General features: G+C 61.7%; 22 protein-coding genes and 2 pseudogenes. 12 read left to right on the top strand and 12 right to left on the bottom strand.

The window, feature by feature from the left end:
- Positions 1-66: 66 nt before the first annotated feature.
- Positions 67-825 (bottom strand): DUF2063 domain-containing protein, encoded by a 759-nt coding sequence (locus NTD84_RS19700; RefSeq protein WP_262168817.1) that lies wholly within the window; start codon positions 823-825, stop codon positions 67-69.
- Positions 818-1,657 (bottom strand): DUF692 domain-containing protein, encoded by an 840-nt coding sequence (locus NTD84_RS19695; protein ID WP_262168814.1) that lies wholly within the window; start codon positions 1,655-1,657, stop codon positions 818-820. Before NTD84_RS19695 ends, NTD84_RS19700 begins: the two co-directional genes overlap by 8 nt.
- 270 nt (positions 1,658-1,927) lie before the next feature.
- On the opposite strand from NTD84_RS19695, the gene NTD84_RS19690 reads away from it, so the two are divergent.
- Both NTD84_RS19690 and NTD84_RS19685 read left to right on the top strand, forming a co-directional pair.
- Positions 1,928-2,974, top strand: coding sequence for a class I SAM-dependent methyltransferase (locus tag NTD84_RS19690; protein ID WP_262168811.1), 1,047 nt, complete (start codon positions 1,928-1,930; stop codon positions 2,972-2,974).
- A gap of 127 nt (positions 2,975-3,101) precedes the next feature.
- Complete coding sequence (locus tag NTD84_RS19685; RefSeq protein WP_262168808.1) at positions 3,102-3,944, top strand: NAD-dependent protein deacetylase; 843 nt, start codon at positions 3,102-3,104, stop codon at positions 3,942-3,944.
- A 21-nt stretch (positions 3,945-3,965) separates the two neighbouring features.
- Here NTD84_RS19685 and NTD84_RS19680 read toward each other — a convergent pair whose 3' ends face one another.
- Positions 3,966-4,865, bottom strand: a complete 900-nt coding sequence (locus NTD84_RS19680; protein WP_262168805.1) for a LysR family transcriptional regulator — start codon at positions 4,863-4,865, stop codon at positions 3,966-3,968.
- A gap of 209 nt (positions 4,866-5,074) precedes the next feature.
- Here NTD84_RS19680 and NTD84_RS19675 point away from each other — a divergent pair, with 209 nt between their 5' ends.
- From NTD84_RS19675 to NTD84_RS19665, 3 genes are read left to right on the top strand one after another with little or no spacing between them, the layout of a single operon-like run.
- Positions 5,075-5,773, top strand: a complete 699-nt coding sequence (locus NTD84_RS19675) for a CoA transferase subunit A (protein WP_218436408.1) — start codon at positions 5,075-5,077, stop codon at positions 5,771-5,773.
- A 36-nt stretch (positions 5,774-5,809) separates the two neighbouring features.
- On the top strand, positions 5,810-6,475 hold the full coding sequence (locus NTD84_RS19670; RefSeq protein ID WP_057399619.1) for a CoA transferase subunit B: 666 nt from the start codon (positions 5,810-5,812) through the stop codon (positions 6,473-6,475).
- A gap of 11 nt (positions 6,476-6,486) precedes the next feature.
- Complete coding sequence (locus NTD84_RS19665) at positions 6,487-7,668, top strand: acetyl-CoA C-acetyltransferase (protein ID WP_262168795.1); 1,182 nt, start codon at positions 6,487-6,489, stop codon at positions 7,666-7,668.
- Positions 7,669-7,849: 181 nt separating this feature from the next.
- Here the strand turns inward: NTD84_RS19665 and NTD84_RS19660 are convergent, their stop codons facing one another.
- The 3 genes from NTD84_RS19660 to NTD84_RS19650 all read right to left on the bottom strand — a co-directional run bounded on the left by NTD84_RS19660 (position 7,850) and on the right by NTD84_RS19650 (position 10,321).
- Entirely contained in the window at positions 7,850-9,172 is a 1,323-nt protein-coding gene (locus tag NTD84_RS19660; protein ID WP_262168793.1) for an Nramp family divalent metal transporter, read from the bottom strand.
- Between the two features lie 77 nt (positions 9,173-9,249).
- Positions 9,250-9,777, bottom strand: coding sequence for a DUF3833 domain-containing protein (locus tag NTD84_RS19655; protein ID WP_262168791.1), 528 nt, complete (start codon positions 9,775-9,777; stop codon positions 9,250-9,252).
- 10 nt (positions 9,778-9,787) lie between these two features.
- On the bottom strand, positions 9,788-10,321 hold the full coding sequence (locus NTD84_RS19650) for a chalcone isomerase family protein (RefSeq protein ID WP_262168789.1): 534 nt from the start codon (positions 10,319-10,321) through the stop codon (positions 9,788-9,790).
- Positions 10,322-10,483: 162 nt separating this feature from the next.
- On the opposite strand from NTD84_RS19650, the gene NTD84_RS19645 reads away from it, so the two are divergent.
- From NTD84_RS19645 to NTD84_RS19630, 4 genes and pseudogenes are all read left to right on the top strand, one after another.
- Complete coding sequence (locus tag NTD84_RS19645; RefSeq protein WP_262168787.1) at positions 10,484-11,275, top strand: hypothetical protein; 792 nt, start codon at positions 10,484-10,486, stop codon at positions 11,273-11,275.
- Between the two features lie 23 nt (positions 11,276-11,298).
- A pseudogene (locus tag NTD84_RS19640) lies at positions 11,299-11,635 on the top strand (glutathione binding-like protein); the annotation flags it as partial.
- A pseudogene (locus NTD84_RS19635) lies at positions 11,630-11,788 on the top strand (RES domain-containing protein); the annotation flags it as partial. The pseudogenes NTD84_RS19640 and NTD84_RS19635, both read left to right, overlap by 6 nt.
- Positions 11,789-11,899: 111 nt before the next feature.
- On the top strand, positions 11,900-12,469 hold the full coding sequence (locus NTD84_RS19630) for a hypothetical protein (protein WP_262168782.1): 570 nt from the start codon (positions 11,900-11,902) through the stop codon (positions 12,467-12,469).
- Positions 12,470-12,472: 3 nt separating this feature from the next.
- Here NTD84_RS19630 and NTD84_RS19625 read toward each other — a convergent pair whose 3' ends face one another.
- The 3 genes from NTD84_RS19625 to NTD84_RS19615 all read right to left on the bottom strand — a co-directional run bounded on the left by NTD84_RS19625 (position 12,473) and on the right by NTD84_RS19615 (position 15,292).
- A complete protein-coding gene (locus NTD84_RS19625) occupies positions 12,473-13,189 on the bottom strand; it encodes an alpha/beta hydrolase (protein WP_262168780.1) in 717 nt (238 codons plus the stop codon).
- A gap of 77 nt (positions 13,190-13,266) precedes the next feature.
- Complete coding sequence (locus NTD84_RS19620) at positions 13,267-14,379, bottom strand: M14 family metallopeptidase (RefSeq protein WP_262168778.1); 1,113 nt, start codon at positions 14,377-14,379, stop codon at positions 13,267-13,269.
- Between the two features lie 133 nt (positions 14,380-14,512).
- A complete protein-coding gene (locus NTD84_RS19615) occupies positions 14,513-15,292 on the bottom strand; it encodes an ABC transporter substrate-binding protein (protein ID WP_262168776.1) in 780 nt (259 codons plus the stop codon).
- Positions 15,293-15,454: 162 nt separating this feature from the next.
- Here NTD84_RS19615 and NTD84_RS19610 point away from each other — a divergent pair, with 162 nt between their 5' ends.
- Positions 15,455-16,120 carry a type 1 glutamine amidotransferase gene (locus tag NTD84_RS19610; RefSeq protein WP_262168774.1) on the top strand — a complete coding sequence of 222 codons (666 nt, stop codon included), beginning with the start codon at positions 15,455-15,457 and terminating at the stop codon, positions 16,118-16,120.
- Positions 16,121-16,228: 108 nt separating this feature from the next.
- On the opposite strand, the gene NTD84_RS19605 is transcribed toward NTD84_RS19610, so the two are convergent.
- The gene (locus tag NTD84_RS19605) at positions 16,229-16,660 is read right to left on the bottom strand and encodes a rhodanese-like domain-containing protein (protein ID WP_262168772.1); all 432 of its coding nucleotides are present in this window, start codon (positions 16,658-16,660) and stop codon (positions 16,229-16,231) included.
- 101 nt (positions 16,661-16,761) lie between these two features.
- On the opposite strand from NTD84_RS19605, the gene ftrA reads away from it, so the two are divergent.
- Entirely contained in the window at positions 16,762-17,736 is a 975-nt protein-coding gene (gene ftrA, locus NTD84_RS19600) for a transcriptional regulator FtrA (protein ID WP_262168771.1), read from the top strand.
- Positions 17,737-17,764: 28 nt separating this feature from the next.
- Here the strand turns inward: ftrA and cobF are convergent, their stop codons facing one another.
- Positions 17,765-18,520 (bottom strand): precorrin-6A synthase (deacetylating), encoded by a 756-nt coding sequence (gene cobF, locus NTD84_RS19595; RefSeq protein ID WP_262168770.1) that lies wholly within the window; start codon positions 18,518-18,520, stop codon positions 17,765-17,767.
- Positions 18,517-19,092: a histidine phosphatase family protein gene (locus NTD84_RS19590; protein WP_262168768.1), complete on the bottom strand. Its 576-nt coding sequence runs from the start codon at positions 19,090-19,092 to the stop codon at positions 18,517-18,519. The genes cobF and NTD84_RS19590 overlap by 4 nt, the downstream gene beginning before the upstream one ends.
- 547 nt (positions 19,093-19,639) lie before the next feature.
- On the opposite strand from NTD84_RS19590, the gene NTD84_RS19585 reads away from it, so the two are divergent.
- Positions 19,640-20,656 carry an arginine N-succinyltransferase gene (locus tag NTD84_RS19585; RefSeq protein WP_262168766.1) on the top strand — a complete coding sequence of 339 codons (1,017 nt, stop codon included), beginning with the start codon at positions 19,640-19,642 and terminating at the stop codon, positions 20,654-20,656.
- Positions 20,657-20,684 lie beyond the last annotated feature (28 nt).

Genomic DNA, 20,684 nt, shown 5'->3' with positions numbered 1-20,684 from the left:
TGGGGGGGCCGCCCCCCCGCCCCCCCCCCCCCCCCCCCCGCTCCCACAGTGTTCTGCGGCTCGCGCTTAGTCCATGACGCCAACCACCCCTTCCCCCTGCATCTGGCGCAATAATGCCGCGCCGCTGTCCATGAAATCCTGCGAACCGGCGGCCCCCGCCTCGACCGCCAAACCTTCAAGTTGCTGACGCCCATTCAACCCGGGAAATTCTCCGATCCGCTGCAACAACCGCCAGGCCAACGGGCTCAGCTCGGAAAACTTTACGCTCCAGTCCTCCGAGCGACGCACCAACAGCAGCGTCGGTTGGGCCGGTGGGGCTTCCGGCTGATAATCCGGCCCCACGAGTTGCACCGGCCAGGCATACGCCAAAGGCCAGGCCAGCGCTGAAACCTGCAAAGGTCGCTCCAGCAGCATGCCGACATCTGTTGCCGGCAACGGCTCGGCCTCAGACTGCTGCAACGCCATCTCCACCCACTCGTAATGCGCCAGCTCCACCATGAACGGGGGCCAGGGCCCGTCGTTCAGCGCCCGCGGCTGCGAGGCCAGAAACTCGACAAATTCCTGGGCGATCTCACCGAATTTCGGCGTGCGCGCGCGGTAATCCCGCAGGAAAATCCGCACCAGCGAACGCCAGCGCGCATCGCCGAGCACCTTGATCAGCACCGGAAAAGTGCCACTGAGCAGGATCGACAGGTTGTTGAAAATCAGGTCGCGATAAACCTGCGCACGCGTCAGGTCCATTCCGGCCGGCGCCGCGCAGTGATCGGGGTCGCGCAGGTAGTGCCCCAGAGCATTCTGCTGTTGAAACAGCGCGGCGTTATCCACGGTTCACCCCCTCGGCCTGCAAGCGGCGGATGGTCTGCAACTCGGCGACCAGCTCAGCGAACGCAGGGAAGTTGAAATCCCGCTCCAGCAGCGTCGGCTGCGCGCCGAATCGCGCGTAAGCCTCGGCGAGCAGCGACCAGACCACCGGTTTCACCGACGCGCCGTGGGTGTCGATTTTCAAGCTGTCGGACTCGTCGAAATGCCCGGCCACATGCATCGCCACCACCCGGCCGGAATCGATACCCGCGAGAAAGGCCTGCGGGTCGAAGCCGTGGTTGATCGAGTTGACGTACACGTTATTGACGTCCAGTAACAGGTCGCAATCGGCTTCGCGCAGCACCGCATTGGTGAACATCAGCTCGTCCATGTCCTGCCGGGGCGCGGCGTAGTAAGAGACGTTCTCCACCGCCAGCCGTCGACCGAGGATGTCCTGGGACTGGCGAATGCGTGCCGCGACGTGGTGCACCGCTTCTTCGGTGAAGGGCAGCGGCAATAGGTCGTACAGATGACCGTCATCGCTGCAATAGCTCAAGTGCTCGCTGTACAGCGGCACGTTGTAGTGATCGAGGAACACACGGACCTCCTGGAGAAACCCGACATCCAACGGCGCCGGCCCGCCCAGAGACAGCGACAAACCGTGACAGGACAGCGGATAGCGTTCGGCCAGGGCGCGCAGCGCTGCACCATGGGCGCCGCCGATGCCGATCCAGTTCTCCGGCGCGACTTCGAGAAAATCGAAATCGCCCACCGGGGCGGCCTGGAGGTCCTTCATTAAACCGCGGCGCAAGCCCAGTCCGACGCTGGCCTTGGTGGCTGTGAGTGGGGTCTGCATGATCTCGATCTCAAGTGGTCAGAACGTATTCACAGTGAATCGCAGCGGTGTATCGGGCCTGTGTTCCGCTTTGGCCGAAAATCGTCGCGTTTGTATCGCCGACGGCCCTGTACACACTGTGGTACAGACTGGCCGCCGCATGGGCTGCGAACTAAACTGAATGGACCCAGGACACTTGGCGTCCTGTTCATTCCCACGACCACCGCCCAGGGCTGAACGCCTCGAAAAACCTCGCCTCTGGACCGTGATCCTGCCAAAGGAGCACACGTGATGGACGAGGCCAGACTTAACGATTTCATGGGCAAATTGGTGAACGACATGGGCGGCGCGGCCATGCTCGCCAATGTCATCCTCGGCGAAGAGCTCGGCCTGTACCGGGCCATGGCCGACAGTCAAATGACCAGCCCGGAAGCCCTCGCCGACAAAACCGGCTGCAACCCCCGCCTGCTACGCGAATGGCTCAGCGCTCACGCCGCGTCTGGCTACATGGAACACCGCGACGGCCAGTTCCGCCTGCCCGAAGAGCAGGCGCTGGCGCTGGCCATCGAAGACTCGCCGGTCTACGTGGCAGGCGGCATCGGGGTGGTCGCGTCGTTTTTCCATGACAAGGACAAGCTGATCAAAGCGATGCGCGGCAACGGCGCCCTGCCCTGGGGCGATCACCATCCGTGCATGTTCAGTGGCACCGAACGCTTCTTCCGCCCCGGTTACAAAGCGCACCTGGTCGCCGAATGGCTGCCGGCGCTGGACGGTGTGGTCGCCAAACTGCAAGCCGGCGCCAAGGTCGCCGACATCGGCTGTGGCCACGGCGCCTCCACGGTGATCATGGCGCAGGCGTTCCCGGATTCGCGCTTCGTCGGTTTCGATTACCACGCCCCCTCCGTCACCGTCGCCACCCAACGCGCCGAAGAAGGCGGTGTGTCCGGGCGGGTGCGGTTCTACCAGGGCACGGCGAAAAGCTACCCCGGCGACGACTATGACCTGATCTGTTACTTCGACTGCCTGCACGACATGGGCGACCCGGTGGGCGCGGCGCGGCACGCTTACGCGTCGCTGAAACCAGACGGTACGGTGTTGCTGGTGGAACCGTTTGCCAACGACCAACTGGACGATAACGTCACGCCCGTCGGACGCTTGTTCTACGCCGCCTCAACCTTCATCTGCACGCCCAACTCGCTGTCCCAGGAAGTCGGCCTCGGGCTCGGCGCCCAGGCCGGTGAGGCGCGGCTGCGCAAGGTGTTTACCGAGGCGGGTTTCAGCACGTTCCGTCGGGCGACCGAAACCCCGTTCAACCTCATCCTCGAAGCCCGCAAGTAAGCTTTTGCTCCTATAGAAGCCGGCTTGCTGGCGATGGCGCCTGCAAAATCGCCATCGCCCGCAAGCCGGCGCCTACGGGGTTCAGTGCTACCCTGCAAACATCCAAGCCCCCATCGGAGTGTTGACCATGCTCGACAGCCGCACCCGCGAACGACTCGACCACCTCCAGCAACTCATGGCCGACCAACCGTTCGTGGTCCTGACCGGAGCCGGTATCAGCACCCCGTCGGGCATTCCGGACTACCGCGACAATCAGGGCGTGCGTCGCGGCCGGCAACCGATGATGTATCAGGAATTTCTCTCCGCTCCGGAATCCCGGCGGCGCTATTGGGCCCGGGCGATGCTCGGCTGGCCGCGGGTGCGTCTGGCCCAGCCGAACGTGGCCCATGAAGCCCTCGCCTCCCTGCAAGGCACCCGGCGGATCAGCGGCTTGATCACCCAAAATGTCGATACCCTGCACGATCAGGCCGGCAGTCACGACGTAATCGAATTGCATGGCAGCCTGCACCGGGTCCTGTGCCTGGACTGTGGGCAGCGCAGCGAGCGGGATTCGATCCAGAAGCTGATGGAAGCGCAGAACCCGTACCTGGCCGGCGTCGACGCGGTGCAGGCACCGGACGGCGACACGTTGCTCGATGCCGCGTTCGAGGCGCGCTTTCAAGTGCCGCATTGCCCGCATTGCGCGGGGGAACGGATGAAACCGGATGTGGTGTTCTTTGGCGAGAACGTGGCCCAGCAGACGGCGGCCAAAGCGATGGCGGCAGTCGAGAAAGCCGCGGGGTTGCTGGTGGTCGGGTCGTCGTTGATGGCGTATTCGGCGTTTCGCTTGTGCCGGGCGGTGGCGGACCAGGGCAAGCCATTGCTGGCGATCAACCTTGGCAAGACCCGGGCGGATGACATCCTCGATCTGAAAATCGAAGCGTCGTGTGAACAGCTGTTGCCGTTGCTGGCTCAACGGCTGTCCACCTGACCTGATTTTGATTGGGTTTGTTCAGCCGCGCAGACGCGTCCCAAGGTCTTGCGCCTTGAGGATATCGAACAACGCCTGCGCCGCCGCCGACAGTTCCACCCCCGGTTTGGTCAACACGCCTATCGCCCGTTCCACCACCGGATCGCGCAGGGTAATACACCGCGCGCCCAGTTCGCGCATCTGCCCGGCACACAACGCCGGCACCGCGCTCACCCCCAGGCCACTGGCAACCATGCGGCCGACGGTCGCCAACTGGTGACTTTCAAACTCCACCGGCAGCTTCATCCCGCGCGCCTGCAAGTGCTCCTCCAGCATCACCCGTACCGTGGACGGGCGCTGCAAGGTGATGAACGGCTGCTCCAGCAAGGTCTGCCAATCGATGGCTTCGCGCTCGGCAAATGGCGAATCGAACGGCACCACCGCGACGAACCGGTCGCGGTACAACGGGGTGAACTCCAGCGACGAACTCTGCATCGGCTCAAAGGCCACCCCCAGCTCCACCTGCCGGTCACGGACCATTTCCAGCACCTGCTCGTTGATCACGTCATTCACGGTGACGTTGACCTTTGGGTAACGCGCGCGAAAGGTCTTGAGGATCGGCGGCAGCAGGTTGCCGGCGAACGACGGCATCGCCGCCAGGGTCACGCGCCCGCGCTGCAGGGTGAAACGCTGGCGCAACTCGTCCTCGGCATTGTCCCAGTCAGCGATCAGGCGCCGGGCCAGCGGCAGCAGGGACTCGCCTTCGGCCGTCAGCGCCACGTTGCGCGTGTTGCGCGTGAACAGCCGTCCGCCCAGCCCATCCTCCAGCGCCTTGATGGTCAGGCTCAATGCCGATTGCGACAGGTGCAACCGCTCGCAGGCCACGGCGAAGCTCAGACTCTGGGCCACGGCCAGAAAGGCGCGGATCTGCTTGACTGTCATAGACTGACTGCTCCAGTAATAAGTACAGGTGTCACCGAAGGGGAAGGCGCCTCATTGATCGCCTCGCGAGCAGGCTCGCCCCAACAAGGTCGATTGGTGAGTTTTATCTATCAATCAACCTTAAAAATCAACTTAACAAATGAATACTCCGGCGAGACACTCATCCCATACGGCTAGCCAGCCGCCCACAAAGAATAAAAGAGGTGCATATGGCAGGTTTCGACAAGCGCGTGAGTTCCTACGAGGAAGCTCTGGCAGGTCTTGAAGACGGCATGACCGTGATCGCCGGCGGCTTCGGCCTGTGCGGGATCCCGGAAAACCTGATCGCCGAGATCAAGCGCAAGGGCACACGCGACCTCACTGTGGTCTCCAACAACTGCGGCGTCGACGGCTTCGGCCTCGGCGTGCTGCTGACGGACCGGCAGATCAGCAAGGTGGTGGCCTCCTATGTCGGCGAGAACAAGCTGTTCGAAGAGCAACTGCTCAAAGGCGAAATCGAAGTCATCCTCACGCCCCAAGGCACCCTCGCCGAAAAAATGCGCGCGGGCGGCGCCGGCATCCCGGCCTTCTTCACCGCCACCGGCGTCGGCACCCCGGTCGCCGAAGGCAAGGAAGTGCGCGAATTCCACGGTCGCAAATACCTGATGGAAGAATCCATCACCGGCGACTTCGCTATCGTCAAAGGCTGGAAAGCCGATCACTTCGGCAACGTGATCTATCGCCACACCGCCCAGAACTTCAACCCGCTGGCCGCCACCGCGGGCAAGATCACCGTGGTCGAAGTCGAAGAAATCGTCGAACCCGGCGAGCTGGACCCGGCGCAGATCCATACCCCTGGCATCTACGTCGACCGGGTCATCTGCGGCACGTTCGAGAAGCGCATCGAACAGCGCACCGTGCGTAAGTGATCCCCTGCCCCCGGACCGAATGAAGGAATAACAACAATGGCACTTTCCCGCGAACAAATGGCTCAACGCGTCGCCCGCGAAATGCAGGACGGCTTCTACGTGAACCTGGGCATCGGCATCCCCACCCTGGTCGCCAACTACATCCCCGAAGGCATGGAAGTCATGCTGCAATCGGAAAACGGCCTGCTCGGCATGGGTCCTTTTCCGACTGAAGAAACCATCGACGCCGACATGATCAACGCCGGCAAACAAACCGTGACCGCGCGTATCGGCGCGTCGATCTTTTCCTCGGCCGAGTCCTTCGCGATGATCCGCGGTGGCCATGTCGACCTGACCGTGCTCGGCGCCTTCGAGGTCGACGTGCAAGGCAACATCGCCTCGTGGATGATCCCTGGCAAACTGGTCAAGGGCATGGGCGGCGCGATGGACCTGGTAGCGGGTGCCGACAACATCATCGTGATCATGACCCACGCGTCCAAGGACGGGGAGTCCAAGCTGCTGTCCCAATGCAGCCTGCCGCTGACCGGGGCCGGTTGCATCAAGCGCGTGCTGACCGACCTGGCTTATCTTGAAATCGAAAACGGCGCGTTCATCCTCAAGGAACGTGCACCCGGCGTCAGCGTTGAAGAAATCGTCGCCAAGACCGCCGGCAAGCTGATCGTGCCTGATCACGTGCCGGAAATGCAGTTCGCTGCCCAGTGAGGAATCATTCCATGCAAGAAGTCGTCATTGTCGCCGCCACCCGTACCGCCATCGGCAGTTTCCAGGGCTCGCTGGCCAATGTGTCCGCCGTTGACCTCGGCGCTGCGGTGATCCGCCAATTGCTGGCGCAAACCGGCCTGGACCCGGCCGAAGTCGATGAAGTGATCATGGGCCAGGTGTTGACCGCCGGCGCCGGGCAAAACCCCGCGCGCCAGGCGTCGATCAAGGCCGGCCTGCCGTTCGCTGTTCCGGCCATGACCCTGAACAAGGTCTGCGGCTCAGGCCTGAAGGCCTTGCACCTCGGTGCCCAGGCGATTCGCTGCGGCGACGCCGAGGTGATCATTGCCGGTGGCCAGGAAAACATGAGCCTGGCCAATTACGTGATGCCGGGCGCGCGCACCGGTCTGCGCATGGGTCACGCACAAATCGTCGACACCATGATCAGCGACGGTTTGTGGGACGCGTTCAACGACTACCACATGGGCATCACTGCGGAAAACCTGGCTGACAAATACAGCCTGACCCGCGAGCAACAGGATGCCTTCGCCGCCGCTTCGCAGCAGAAAGCCACGGCCGCCATCGAAGCCGGGCGCTTTGTCGATGAGATCACGCCAATCCTGATCCCGCAGCGCAAGGGCGATCCTTTGTCCTTCGCCACCGATGAACAGCCACGTGCGGGCACCACTGCCGAGTCCTTGGGCAAACTGAAACCGGCCTTCAAGAAGGACGGTTCGGTGACCGCCGGTAACGCTTCGTCGCTGAACGATGGCGCTGCCGCGGTCATCCTGATGAGCGCGGAAAAAGCCAAGGCCCTGGGTTTGCCAGTGCTGGCGAAAATTGCCGCTTATTCCAACGCTGGCGTCGACCCGGCGATCATGGGCATCGGCCCGGTTTCGGCCACTCGCCGTTGCCTGGACAAGGCCGGCTGGTCGATCGACCAACTGGACCTGATCGAAGCCAACGAAGCCTTTGCCGCGCAATCACTGGCGGTGGCCAAGGACCTGGAATGGGACTTGAACAAGGTCAATGTCAACGGCGGCGCCATCGCCCTGGGCCACCCGATCGGTGCTTCGGGTTGCCGGGTGCTGGTGACCCTGCTGCATGAAATGATCAAGCGTGACGCCAAGAAAGGCCTCGCCACCCTGTGCATCGGTGGTGGCCAGGGCGTGGCGCTGGCGCTCGAACGAGTTTAAAGCGTTCAACAGGCGGCGCGGGGACCCACGAAGATCCGTCGCCGCCTGGCAAAACACCCGGTGCACCTTTGGTGTCACCGGGTTCTTTTTTGCATTCTGCAGGAGCGAGCTTGCTTGCGAAGAGGTGTCAGTTAGCGTGTGCCGATCTGACACACCATCGTGAGCAAGCTCGCTCAGGGGCTCAACCTGCCAGAAACTGCAGTATCAAGCAGCTATTCGCCCCGCTGATCACTACAAACAGCCCCCATGCCAGCACCCGCGTCGGCAGCCGGTTCACAAACGGCCCCATCAACGTGCGGTCGTTGGTCATGCGAATCAGCGGGTACAGCGCAAACGGCAACTGCAAACTCAACACCACCTGACTGAGCACCAGCAATTTCCCGATCGCGTTGTCGCCCATCAGCCAGACGCCGATGAACGCCGGGATCAGCGCCAGTCCTCGGGTAATCAGCCGCCGTTGCCAGCACGGAATCCGCAGGTTCAGGTAACCCTCCATGATCACCTGACCGGCGATGGTGCCGGTAAACGTCGAACTCTGGCCGGATGCCAGCAGCGCCACGCCGAACAACACGCTGGCCAGCGCCCCGCCCACTAGCGGGTCGAGCAAGTGATAGGCGTCCTGAATGTCCACGACATCGGTGTGCCCGGTTTTGTGAAAGGCTGCGGCTGCGAGAATCAGGATCGCCGCGTTGACCAGCAGTGCCAGCGCCAGGGAACCGATGGTGTCGATGCGCGCCAGCTTCACCGCGTCCTGTTTGCTGGCGAGATCCTCGCCAATCATCCGGGTCTGCACGATCGAGGTGTGCAGGTACAAGTTATGCGGCATCACCGTAGCCCCAAGAATGCCAATGGCCAGATACAGCGGCGCGGCATCGCCCAGGGCGGACAGCGAGGGCGTGAAACCGCGGCCGACGTCCGGCCAGTAGGGTTTGATCAACAGCAGCTCGATGAAGAAACACACGCCGATGGTGCTCACCAGCACCAGCATGATCGCCTCCAGTCGGCGGAAACCACGGTTTTGCAGGGCCAGGACCAGCAACGTGTCGAACGCCGTGAGGGCGATGCCGACAGTCAGCGAGCACCCCAACAGCAGATGAAACGCCAGCGCGCAGCCGAGCACTTCGGCGAGGTCGGTGGCAATGATCGAGATTTCCGCCAGCACCCATTGGGTCCGCGCGGCCGGCGTGCTGTAGCGTTCGCGGGACAACTGCGCCAGGTCCCGCCCGGTGGCGATGCCCAGCCGCGAGCACAAGCACTGCACCACCATCCCAGCCAGACTGGCCAGCAGCACCACGAACAACAGGCTGTAGCCAAACCGTGAACCGGCCTCGATGGCGGTGGCCCAGTTGCCCGGGTCCATGTAGCCGATGGACACCAGCAAACCCGGACCGGCGAAACGCAAGACACGCTTAAAGAATGACGCGCGCGGATCAACGGCGACGCTGCCCGCCACTTCCGGAGGGCAAAACGGTGCAGTGGCGATCTTGGGCAAACTGAGTTTCACGCAAACGTCCGTCGACAGGTGGAAAGGCGCAGCTTAGACGTTTCGGTCGCGGCACCCAAGGGGCAAATAGCCGGGTATCAGGCGCCTTGTCGACGGAAAAACAACGTCACCTGGCCGACTTCGATGCCGAGCTTGGTCATGGCTGAGCGATTGGTCATGGTGTTTTCATCGATCAAGTACATCCAGTCGTCCAGATGCACCTGATAAACCTTGTCGTCCACCGGCAGGCTCAGTACGTAGCGCCAGTGCAGGGCGTTGCCGGCCACCTCGCCGCTGGACTCGCCGACCACATCGCCTGCGGTGCCACGCCAGCGACCGGGGCCGTCGGGGTGCAACGTCCAGGTCCGAGTCTGTTTGCTGCCATCGCTGTAGGTGAAGTCCTCATGCATGATCAGATTCTGGCCGTCCATCCGGCTGTTGATCAGCACATGAAAGCGCTTGATCACCTCCCCCGAACGTTTCTGGAACATTCCCCAACCGTCCACCCGACCGACGAAGAATCCGGGCAAGTCGAGCTTGGGATTCTGTGCGCTGTACTGCCGCACATCGACGCCGCCGCAACCGGCCAGGCAAACGAACAACAACACCAGTAAGCGCTTGCGCATGACCATGCCCTCAGTTTTTACCGGTGCCCAGCAACTGCTGGCGCAATTCGGGATTACGCGTACGTGGATCGAGCCAGATAGCGAAAAAGGCCCGGGCGAATTGCGGGTCGTTGATTTCATGTTGCTGATGCTGGCCTACGAAAAACCGTGCGCCCTGCCCCGGCAGATAAACACCGGTAATACGGGTGCCGGCCTGCACATCGACAAACGACTGCTGCATCTGGAGCTTCCAGCGATCAAGCTGATCGGCGCTGACTGCTGCGCCGGATAAGCGCTTGATTTCGTCGACGCTGGCCTGAACCAGATCGTCCCGCGAAACGTTGCGCTGATAGATCAACTCCAGGGCGAAAGGCTGATCAGGCAAGAGGGGCTGCGTGGCACTCCACAGCCGAGCGTCGTAGACCTCAAAGCCGAATACTCGAAACTCACCGACGCCGATGATCTTGGCGCCGGGCACCGCCTCCTGCCAGTTGGCCAAGGCCTGCGTGCACAACAATCCCAACAGCAACACACTGTGATACAAGCGCAATCGTGCTCTGGCCATGGTGTTCGAGTCATCCGGGGTCTCTGTAAAAACCTATACGTAAATTACTGTTTTGTACAATTATTAGCAGCATGGATTCTGTATACAAAAACCAGCAGTTTGTAGAGCAATCTACCCCGCGGAGTGCTAACGTTGCCCCTCACACAGGTCGGAGGTACAGGCGTGCTACTGCTCAAACTGTTGGTTATTCCCGGATTCCTTCTGCTGATCTCGCTGGCGGGCAAGCGCTGGGGGCCGAGCGTCGCCGGATGGCTGTCGGGGTTGCCGGTAGTGGTCGGGCCGATTCTGTTCTTTCTGGCCATCGAACAAGGTGAAGTGTTCGCCGCGCAATCGGCGACGGCAGCGTTATCCGCGATGTTTGCGATGATCGCCTTCTGCGTCACCTACGCCCAGGTCGCCCAGCGAGCAGGATGGCCGTGGGCGCTGGCGGTTGCGATGCTGGTCTGGACGACCGTCGCGGTCGTGCTGTCGGTGATCCCGCCATCGCTGACATTCTCGGTGATCACCGCCGCAACGGCGCTGCTGGCGGCGCCGTATCTGTTTCCAGCCGTGCGGCCCATCATTGCCGGCCCCGCGCCGAAGTCCGATAAATTGTTGCTGCGCATGATCGCGGGTGCCCTGCTCACCCTCGCGGTCACCTGGCTGGCGAGCACCGTCGGTGAACGCTGGAGTGGCCTGCTCGCGGTGTTCCCGGTACTCGGCAGCGTGATGGCAGTGTTCTCCCAACAAACCCGCGGACCGGCGTTTACCGCGGCGTTGCTGCGCGCCACGGCCACCGGCATGTATTCGTTTGCTGCGTTCTGCCTGGTGCTGGCGCTGGCCTTGCCCGTCATGGGCCTGAGCGGGTTCGCGCTTGGCGTCGCGGTGTCCGTGGCCATGCTCGGTATCACCAGGCGACTATTGGCCAAACCGACGACCGGCCCGACAACTCATTCCACTGTTTCGAACGAGTAGAGCAACAACCTCGCGCGTCAATCGGCCTCTCGCCCTTCTCCGGCCAGGCCGTGCACTTCCTGCACCACGCCCCGGAAGACCTGGCCTACGCGAAAAACCGTTACCTCAAGGAAGTCGAACGTCACTACCGCGTCCTCGACCAGCGCCTCGCCGATCATCCGTACCTCGCCGGCGACACCTACAGCATCGCCGACATGGCACTCTGGGGCTGGGCCAGCTACGCCGTACATCCTTGGCGAAAACGGCCTGGCCGCGTACCCGAACGTGAAACGCCTGTTCGACGAAATCAGCGCCCGCCCGGCCGCGCAACGCGCCCAGGGTCTGGAAGAGAGACTGGTGCTGAAAGCCGAGTTCGATGAATTACTGGCCGAGCATCCGTTCGTGCTCCTCCCTTCGGCAGTGAGCGGTCATTCATGGAATCTACTGGTGAGCTGTGATCTGGCAGCGGACAAGTTCCAGCTGGTTTCCCAGGAGCGCTTCGGGCTGGATACTCGGTTGATCAAGCGAGCGTGATCGGGACGGCGGCTGACTCACCGGGACCCGACCGTCCGTTACCCCACACTGGATGCGTCACACCCGCCATGGGATGATCGCCCTCCACCGCGAGAACCCTGGAGATTTGGAATGTCACTGTTGAGTAAAAAAGCCGTTGTCCTGTTGCTGGCGGTTGCCAGCCTGGGGGCTTTGAATGCGCAGGCTGCCAAGGCCGTGGCCAAGGAAACGGGGTCGACGCAAACCGTTTCGATGCTGGGCAACAAGTTCAAATTCACCCTGCCCAAGGGTTTCGTTGCCAATCCGTTACCTGCGAGCCCGACCGGTGCAACGGGCACCATGTACACCAACGAAACCACCAAAACCGTGGTGATCGCCGCAGAAAACACCATCCCCGGTGGCGTCAACGCCAAGGACAACGACGGTGAGTTCCTCGACACTACGGCGTCCGACTTCGCCACCGAACAAGCCAAGGCGCTGCCGGACTTTACCAAGCTCAGTGAGAAAAGCATCACCCAGAAAGGCACGGGTTTAGGGCTGCGGCAGATCGACAGCAGCGCCACTCAGGGCGGCGGTAAAACGTTGGACACCACCGTGATGGCCGCCTCGGGCACGCGCATGGCGCTGGTGCAGGTCATTTCCCGCCTCAGCGACAATGCCGGCCACGAAGCGCTGGTCAAGCAGATCGTTTCCGGCAAGTGAGGGTCAAGGGTTGAGGCGCTGCAACCAGGCGCCAAGGTCCTGAATCTCGGTGGCGCTGATGGTGTGGCCGACACCCTGATAGGCATGGAACTCGGGTTTGAGTGACAGCCGCTGCAACAGGCTGTCGGCCTCGGTGCCGTCGTTAAAGGGAAGGCGTTTGTCCGCCGTGCCGTGGCCTATGAAAATCGCCAGTGACTGGCGTTTTTCATCCGGTTTGAGTTCGGACTTGAGCACCGGCAGAATCCGCCCGCTCAACGCGGCAATCCCGCCAAACGCCTCGGGGTGACGCAGCGCGACCTCGTAGGACATGATTGCGCCCTGACTGAATCCCACCAGGTAAACCTTGCTCGGCTCCGTGTGATATTTCTTCGCAGCCTGTGCGACGAAGTCGAGCAACACGTGGCCGCTGGCCTTCAGATCATCTGTTTCGCCGTTGTAGGCACCTTCGCCTTTTTTGCGAAACCACTGATAACTGCCCTCTTCCATCACGATCGGTGCGCGCACCGACAGATAGGTGTACCGGGCCGGCAGCTCGTCCTTGATGCCGAACAGGTCCTGTTCGTTACTGCCGTAGCCGTGGAGAAAGATCACCAGGGGTTGATTGACAGAATCGGGGGTGGCCTGCTCCAGGTATTTGAGCGGCAGATCGGTGTGCAGCGGGGTTTGAGCGTGGACGGCGGTGGACGCCAGGAGTGTCAGCAACGCGAGAACTTTCAACATGAGCCTTCCTTCACACAGCGCAGGATTCGGGCAGAGCCTACCACCTCTTTCGACTTCGGCTCCCACAGGTTTCGCGGTCAGTCGTTGATCAGTTTGCCAACCCGAATCGGCTCACGCCCGGCGACCTTCGCCTGCCAGGTGCCCGGCTGCGTGTAACGCCCACGATCGATAGCAAACAACACCCCACTGGTCCCGGCGCGCACAGTAGTAACCCGGTCGTTCAACGGATCAACCACCTCAAACAGCGCATCACCCTGCTCCACCCACTCACCGGCCTCACGCAGAAAACTGACCACGCCATGGTGCGGCGCAAACAGGTATTCCGTGCCTTCGAACGGCATGCCTTCACAACATTCACCCGGGGCCGCCGGCCAAGTGCCGTTGATGAAACCCTGCTCGGCGAGGAACCCGAGGATCGCCTCGCAATTGGCCTGGGCCTGATCGACGCGGGTATCGCCCATGCTGCCCAGTTCCAGCGTAGTCGCCTGGTTGGCCGGCGGAATCGCCGCCTCGGGGAACGCCCTGGCCAGTCGTAACCATGGCGAAGAGCAGGACTCATCGAACGAGCTGCCGCCGGAATCTTCACACAGCAGCGCAACGCCAGCCTTCAGGCGCGCCGCCAATGGCTGCCACTGCGACCAGTGTTGCGGCAGGGCATAAATATGAATGGCCGCGTCGAAATCGCAATGCAGATCGAGGGTGATGTCGGCATCGCAGGCGTGGCGCAACAGCAAGCGGTGCATGGCTTCCAGTTGCGACGTGGACGCAGGCAAGCCGTCGAGTACCTGACCCATGGTCTGACGAATCAGCGCGATGTTGGCCTCGGCGTCGGCGCCCAGTTGGTCGCCGATCAACTCAGCGACCGGCGCGCTCAGTTCAACGAACGAGCGGTTGAAATTCTTGCCGCTGCCGAGTTCGAAGCGGCCCATGTGGCTGCCTTGCAGGTGCTGATCGAGACCGATGGGGTTGGCCACCGGCACCAGTTCGATCACGCCTTGCAACCGGCCCTGGGCTTCAAGGTCGGTCAGGCGTTTCTTCAGTTCCCACGCGGTGCGCATACCCGGCAGCTCGTCCGCGTGCAGGCTGGCCTGGATGTAGACCTTTCGCGCGCCGGCGCCGTAGCGAAACACGCTGAGGGTACGTTCGGTGCCCAGATGACTCCAGGGCAGTGAGTGGTCGATACGTTGCATGGGAACTCCGATACTTGGGGCGCTGGTTTCACTGAGAGCGGACTTGCTCCTCAGATATCCCGTTTCCAATAGAAAAAAAAGCATAAAAAAAGTGGCCAATGCGTCAACAGAGGCCACTTTTTTCTACGGCGTATTACTGGCCGTAAACGTCAAAATTGAAGTACTTGTCCTGCACTTGCTTGTACTTGCCGTTAGCGCGGATTTCGGTGATGGCGGTGTTGAATGTGTCCGCCAGCTCTTTATCACCCTTGCGCACCGCGATACCGGCACCGCCGCCGAAGTACTTGGCGTCTTCATAAGTCGGGCCGACAAAGGCAAAACCTTTGCCCGCGTCGGTTTTCAGGAAACCGTCGTCGAGATTGACCGAATCCGCCAGCATCGCGTCGAGGCGGCCGGAGACCATGTCCAGGTTGGCTTCCTGCTGCGAACCGTAGCGCACCAGGATAATCCCGGCCGGCTGCAGCACTTCAGTGGCGAAGCGGTCGTGGGTACTGGCGCGCAGTACACCGACTTTCTTGCCCTTGAGCTCGGTCAGCGGGTCTTTGACGTCGCTGCCTTCCTTCATCACGAAGCGCGCCGGGGTGTGGTAGTACTTAATGGTGAAGTCGACATTCTTCTTGCGGTCGTCGGTGATGGTCATGGACGACAGGATCGCATCGATTTTCTTGACCTTCAGGGCCGGAATCAGGCCGTCGAACTCTTGTTCGACCCAGACGCATTTCAGTTTCGCCTGCTCGCACAGCGCGTTGCCGATATCGACGTCGAAACCGGTCAGTTTGCCGTCAGGGGTTTTCATCGAGAATGGCGGGTAACCGGCTTCGATACCGATGCGGATCGGCTTGGCGTCATCGGCCACGGCGGTCAGGGACAACATCGACAGTGCCAGGGCACCGAACATCACTAGCTTCTTCATTTATAACTCCCGAGTGCGGAGGCTTTTATTGGCAGCGTTCGATTGATAGCTTTCGGTCAGAGCTTTTTTATTGGAGAAGACCGAAGTGGCCGGCAGTCTAGAGCGGCTTCGGGTGGGCAAATTGTGTATAGGCGACAATTACTTATAAAAAAGGCGAGATGAATGAACGATAGGAGTCGCGGATTGAGCCTGATTCAGCACCATCCCGCTGAAGGCCCGGGGGCGATTGCCGAGTGGGCAGCGTCCCGAGGCTTGCGGCTGAACGTATTTCGCGCCGACCTTGGCCAGTTACCGCCGGTGAGCGCGCAACCGCTGATTCTGTTAGGCGGGCCTTATGAATCCAACGCCGGTCCGGCGTGGCTGGGCACCGAACGTCAGTGGTTGACGGGCTGCCTGGAACAAGGCGCGGCGGTATTTGCGATTTGCCTGGGGGCGCAGTTGCTGGCGCTGGGCCTGGGGGGAAATGTGCGGCGAATGGACCGCAGCGAAACCGGTTGGACCACCGTGAAATTCACCGATGGCCAGGCATTGAAGGTGCTGGAATGGCACGAAGACGCGATCGACCTGCCGCCCGACGCGCAGTTGCTGGCCAGCAGCGATCAGTGCGACGAGCAGATGTACCGCGCAGGGCCTGCGCGAGTGGGTTTGCAGTTTCATCCAGAGTGGAATGGCGAATCGGTGGCGACGCTCAATGCGTACTTCGCCGAGGAGTCACCGCTGCCACGGGGCGAACCGGACAACGCCGCCCACGCCGCCGTTTTTCAATGGCTGCAGGCGACACTGGATAATTGGTGGGCGGCATCGGGCGATGTAACGAAAACCCCATGAATCCCGCCCCCCTGTAGGAACCTGCTTGCCGGCGATGGCGCACTCAGAGGCGGCGCAACGCTTGATGGCCTCATCGCTGGCAAGCCAGCGCCTACAGAGGAACGTACGTCAGCATTCGCAGCCAATTACGGTCGCCGGCCGTTGTACCTCCGTACTCAGCTCGAACCCTTCATCCAGCCACCCCGTCACCCCGCCGATCATTTCCTTGACCGGGTAACCCAGCGCCGCCAGTTTCACCGCGGCCTTGTTGGCCCCATTGCAGTGTGGCCCGGCGCAATAAACCACGAACAGCGTGGACGTGGCATAACCCGCCAGGGTTTCGGCGGTCAGCAATCGACCCGGCAGGTTGATCGCGCCGGGTACGTGACCGCGTTCGAAAGCCAGTGGGCCGCGCACGTCCATCAGGACAAAATCCACGTCGCCTGACTGCTGGCTGCCGTAGACGTCGGAACAATCGGTTTCGAAGGTCAGACGGTTGCTGAAATGCATCAAGGCAATCGCCGACGGGGCGGCGGGAATCATGCGAACCAGGCTGGTCATAAGCGGTACTCCAAGATCTCGGTGGGTGTGAGAAGACTTTATCCGCGAGTCACTTGTGGCTAAAGTGGCGCACAAGACACTCACCGGGAACTTTCCGCCAAATGCAACCCACCCCTGGATTAGTCGCGATTTTGGCCTACGACGGCCTTTGTACCTTCGAGTTCGGCATCGCCGTGGAGATCTTCGGTCTGGCGCGGCCGGAGTTCGATTTCCCCTGGTACGAGCACCGGATCGCCGCCGTTGACCAAGGCCCGATGCGCGCCATGGGCGGCATTCAGGTGCTGGCCGATGGCGGCATGGAGCTGCTCGCCGACGCCCGGACCATCATCATTCCCGGCTGGCGGGATCGCAGCGCCCCGGTGCCGCAAGCCTTGATCACGGCTCTGCGCCAGGCCCATGCAAGGGGCGCGCGGCTGCTGTCGATCTGCTCGGGCGTGTTTGTGCTGGCGGCAACCGGTTTGCTCGATGGCCACGGCGCCACCACCCATTGGCGCTACACCGCGGAGCTGGCCGAGCGCTTCCCGAACATTCTGGTGGACCCGAATGTGCTCTACGTCGACTCGGGCCAGTTGATCACCTCGGCGGGCAGCGCGGCCGGCATCGACGCCTGTCTGCATCTGGTGGGGCGGGACTTCGGCACGCAAGTCGCCAATGCCGTGGCGCGGCGACTGGTGATGTCGCCGCAACGCACTGGCGGTCAGGCGCAATTCATTCCGACACCGGTCAGTCCTACGCCGCGCAGCGACCTTTCCCGCGTGATGCAGTGGGCCCGGGAGCGCTTGCATGAACCGTTGGAGGTTCGCGACCTGGCCAGCGAGGCGGCCATGAGCGAGCGGACGTTCCTGCGCCGGTTCACCGAAGCCACCGGCATGCCGCCCAAAGCGTGGTTACAACATGAGCGCCTGGCCCGGGCTCGTGAGTTGCTGGAAAGCACGGCGCAGAACACCGACCGGATTGCCGAGCGCTGCGGTTATCGCTCGGTAGAGAGTTTTCGGGTGGCGTTTCGCACGGTGGTGGGGGTGCCGCCGTCGGTGTATCGCGAGCGGTTCGGGCAGGAAGTCAAAGCGGGGACTTGAGCTGCGTCTGAGGGCCGCGAAGGCGGCCTCATGGCTTACGCAACAGGTACGTATCCATAATCCACCCATTGGCCAACCGCGCCGCCTTGCGTACCCGCGCAATTTCATCTGCCACCTCCCTGAGCTTGCCGCTGATGAGGATCTCATCCGGCGTCCCCAGGTAAGCCCCCCAGTAAATCTCTGTCTCCTGATCCGCCACCTGATGGTAGGAATCTTCCGCGTCGAGCATCACCACCAGACTGTCGGCATCGCTCACCTGCCCGGCCGCCAACCGCCGCCCGGTGGTGATTTCAACCGACCGCCCGATCTGGTTCAGCGGCACCTTGTGTTGCGCCGCCAGCGCTTGGACGCTGGTGATGCCGGGGATTACTTCGAATTCAAACACGCAGCGCCCGGACGCCAGAATCGCCTGCAGGATCCGAATCGTGCTGTCATACAACGCCGGATCGCCCCACACCAGGAAACCGCCGCACTGATCGTCGGAGATTTCCTCATTGATCAACCGCTCGAAGGTCAACTGCTTGGCGAGGTTCAGATCGTCCACGCTGACCTTGTAGTCCACATCACCGCGCTCGCGCTCCGGACTGTGGGCTTCGACGAAACGGTAAGGGTGATCGCCGATGTAGCGCTCGCAAATCTCACGACGCAGGTCGATCAACTTGTCCTTGCTCTGGCCCTTGTCCATCAGGAAAAACACATCCACCACATTCAGCGCTTTCACGGCCTGCATCGTGATGTAGTCGGGGTTGCCGGCACCGATGCCGATGACCATCAGTTTTTTCATTGACGGAAGTCCTCAAGGTCTGTGCCTGACAAGCGCAGACGCCAGCGACCATTGAACCGCAACTCGATGGCGGACAGCGGTTCGACGTCGATCAGATTGGATGCCGGACTTTGCAACACCAGGGCCAGCGCCGCGCGAATGATATAGGGGTGGGTGATTGCAACGATGTGGCCCGGGGTGGCTTCCAGCGTCGTCAGCCACGCGGCCACCCGCTCGCCGAGTTGCACCACCGACTCGCCACCGTGAGGCGCCGAATGCGGGTCATCGAGCCAGGCCTGCAGCGTCTCGGCTTCAGTTTTCTGCAGGTCGCCGATCCGCACGCCATTCCAGCGCCCGAAATCGCAATCACGCAGCGCTTCGATGATCTCCACCTCGCTGCCAAACAACGCGGCGGTTTGCCGGGCTCGCCGTTCCGGAGCGCTAAAAAGCCGCGGCGCGCTTTTGAACCGGTCACGGAGGGAATCTTTCGCCGATTGCCAATCCATCTCCAGCGGCTCATCCGTAGGAAAGCGCGCCAATTTCTGTGCGACGGTTCTAGCGTGGCACATTAGAGTTAAACGGGTCGCCTGCACGAAAAGATCACTCGGTTGAAGTAAGAACCAACAGCATGAGCTGTCATCCATTGGCAATTGTGCCGTAAGAAAAGCGATGGCGGGCGTTTCGTTTCACCGATTAATCCCACCTGTCTGCTTGAAAAACAGTGATATCCGACGACCTTGTCAGCGCGGGCCTACAAGATTGATCGACATGTGCGTAGGTCCCGACTTACGGGCACTTCGCCCTTTTTCAGGGCTGAAAAGACCGCACAAAAATTCACTAGACATAGGGCGCGGGTTAAATAAATACTGCTGTAACGGATTATGAAATGTACACACGCCCCCCCCATCCAGCAGGAGCCCGGATGCCTTCTCTCAGCGAAATGAAACATCGCCTCCATTGCCGACAAACCGACCGGCCGCTCAACATTCCGAGGGTCGATCGAGTGCTGTCTCAAATAATGATTGATTAGAAAAAGAGCGGCGCCAGGCCAGCCAGCGACCGCCGATTCAACGCGTGGAAACCGACAGTGATAGTCAGGTTCGTGCCGAATGCCGAACCCTTTGATACAGGAGTGCATCCATGCTGGTCTTACGCCCAGTGGAGTTAACCGATCTGCCTCAGCTACAGCGACTCGCGCGCGAAAGCCTGGTCGGCGTCACGTCCTTGCCGGACGATAGCGAACGCCTGCGCGAGCGGATTCTCGATTCGTGCGCCTCATTCGATAAAAACGTCCAGGCCCATGGCCCGGAAAACTACTTCTTCGTGCTGGAAGACCTGACAACCCGGCGTCTCGCGGGCTGCTCGGAAATCCTCGCCACGGCCGGTTTCAAAGAGCCCTTCTACAGCCTGCGCCATCGCAACTTCACCAGCGCCTCGCGGGAATTGAACATCAAGCATGGCGTGCCGGCACTGTCGTTGTGTCATGACCTCAATGGCCATACCTTGCTGCGGGGTTTTCACATCGACGGGGCGCTGGCACGTACACCATCCTCAGAACTGCTGTCACGGGCGCGGCTGATGTTTATCGCCGCCCATGCGCAACGCTTCGCCGAGGCGGTGATCACCGAAATCGTCGGTTACAGCGACGATGAAGGACAGTCGCCCTTCTGGGATGCGGTAGGCAAACACTTCTTCGACCTGCCCTACGTCGAGGCCGAGCGTCTTTGCGGGCTGGAGAGCCGGGCGTTCCTCGCTGAGCTGATGCCGCACTACCCGATCTACGTGCCGATGCTGTCCCAGGAAGCACAGGACTGCATCGGCCGCATCCATGCCGACGGCCAGGACGCCTTCGATATCCTTGAACGCGAGGGGTTCGAAACCAGCAGCTACATCGATTTGTTCGACGGCGGCCCGACCTTGTACGCGCGTCTCGCCAGCATCCGCTCCATTGCGCAAAGCCGCACCGACACGGCAACAGCGGTCGATATCATCGACGCTCGCGGCCGCTACCTGGTAAGTAACGACTCGTTGAAGGACTATCGTGCCATCGTCGCCGACCTGGACTACAGCGCCGGACGCCCCGTGGCCCTGAGCGCCGAAATGTGCGCCGCGTTGAAGGTCACCGATGGCAGTCCGGTCCGGGTGATAGCCCTGTGAGTCCCCTCCGGCCCCAGGCACCGCGACC

It is taken from the genome of Pseudomonas sp. 14P_8.1_Bac3 (genome assembly GCF_025466085.1).
Classification (GTDB): Bacteria; Pseudomonadota; Gammaproteobacteria; order Pseudomonadales; family Pseudomonadaceae; genus Aquipseudomonas.
Note: the sequence above shows the minus strand (reverse complement) of the source record. Positions and strands in the feature narration are given on the sequence as shown.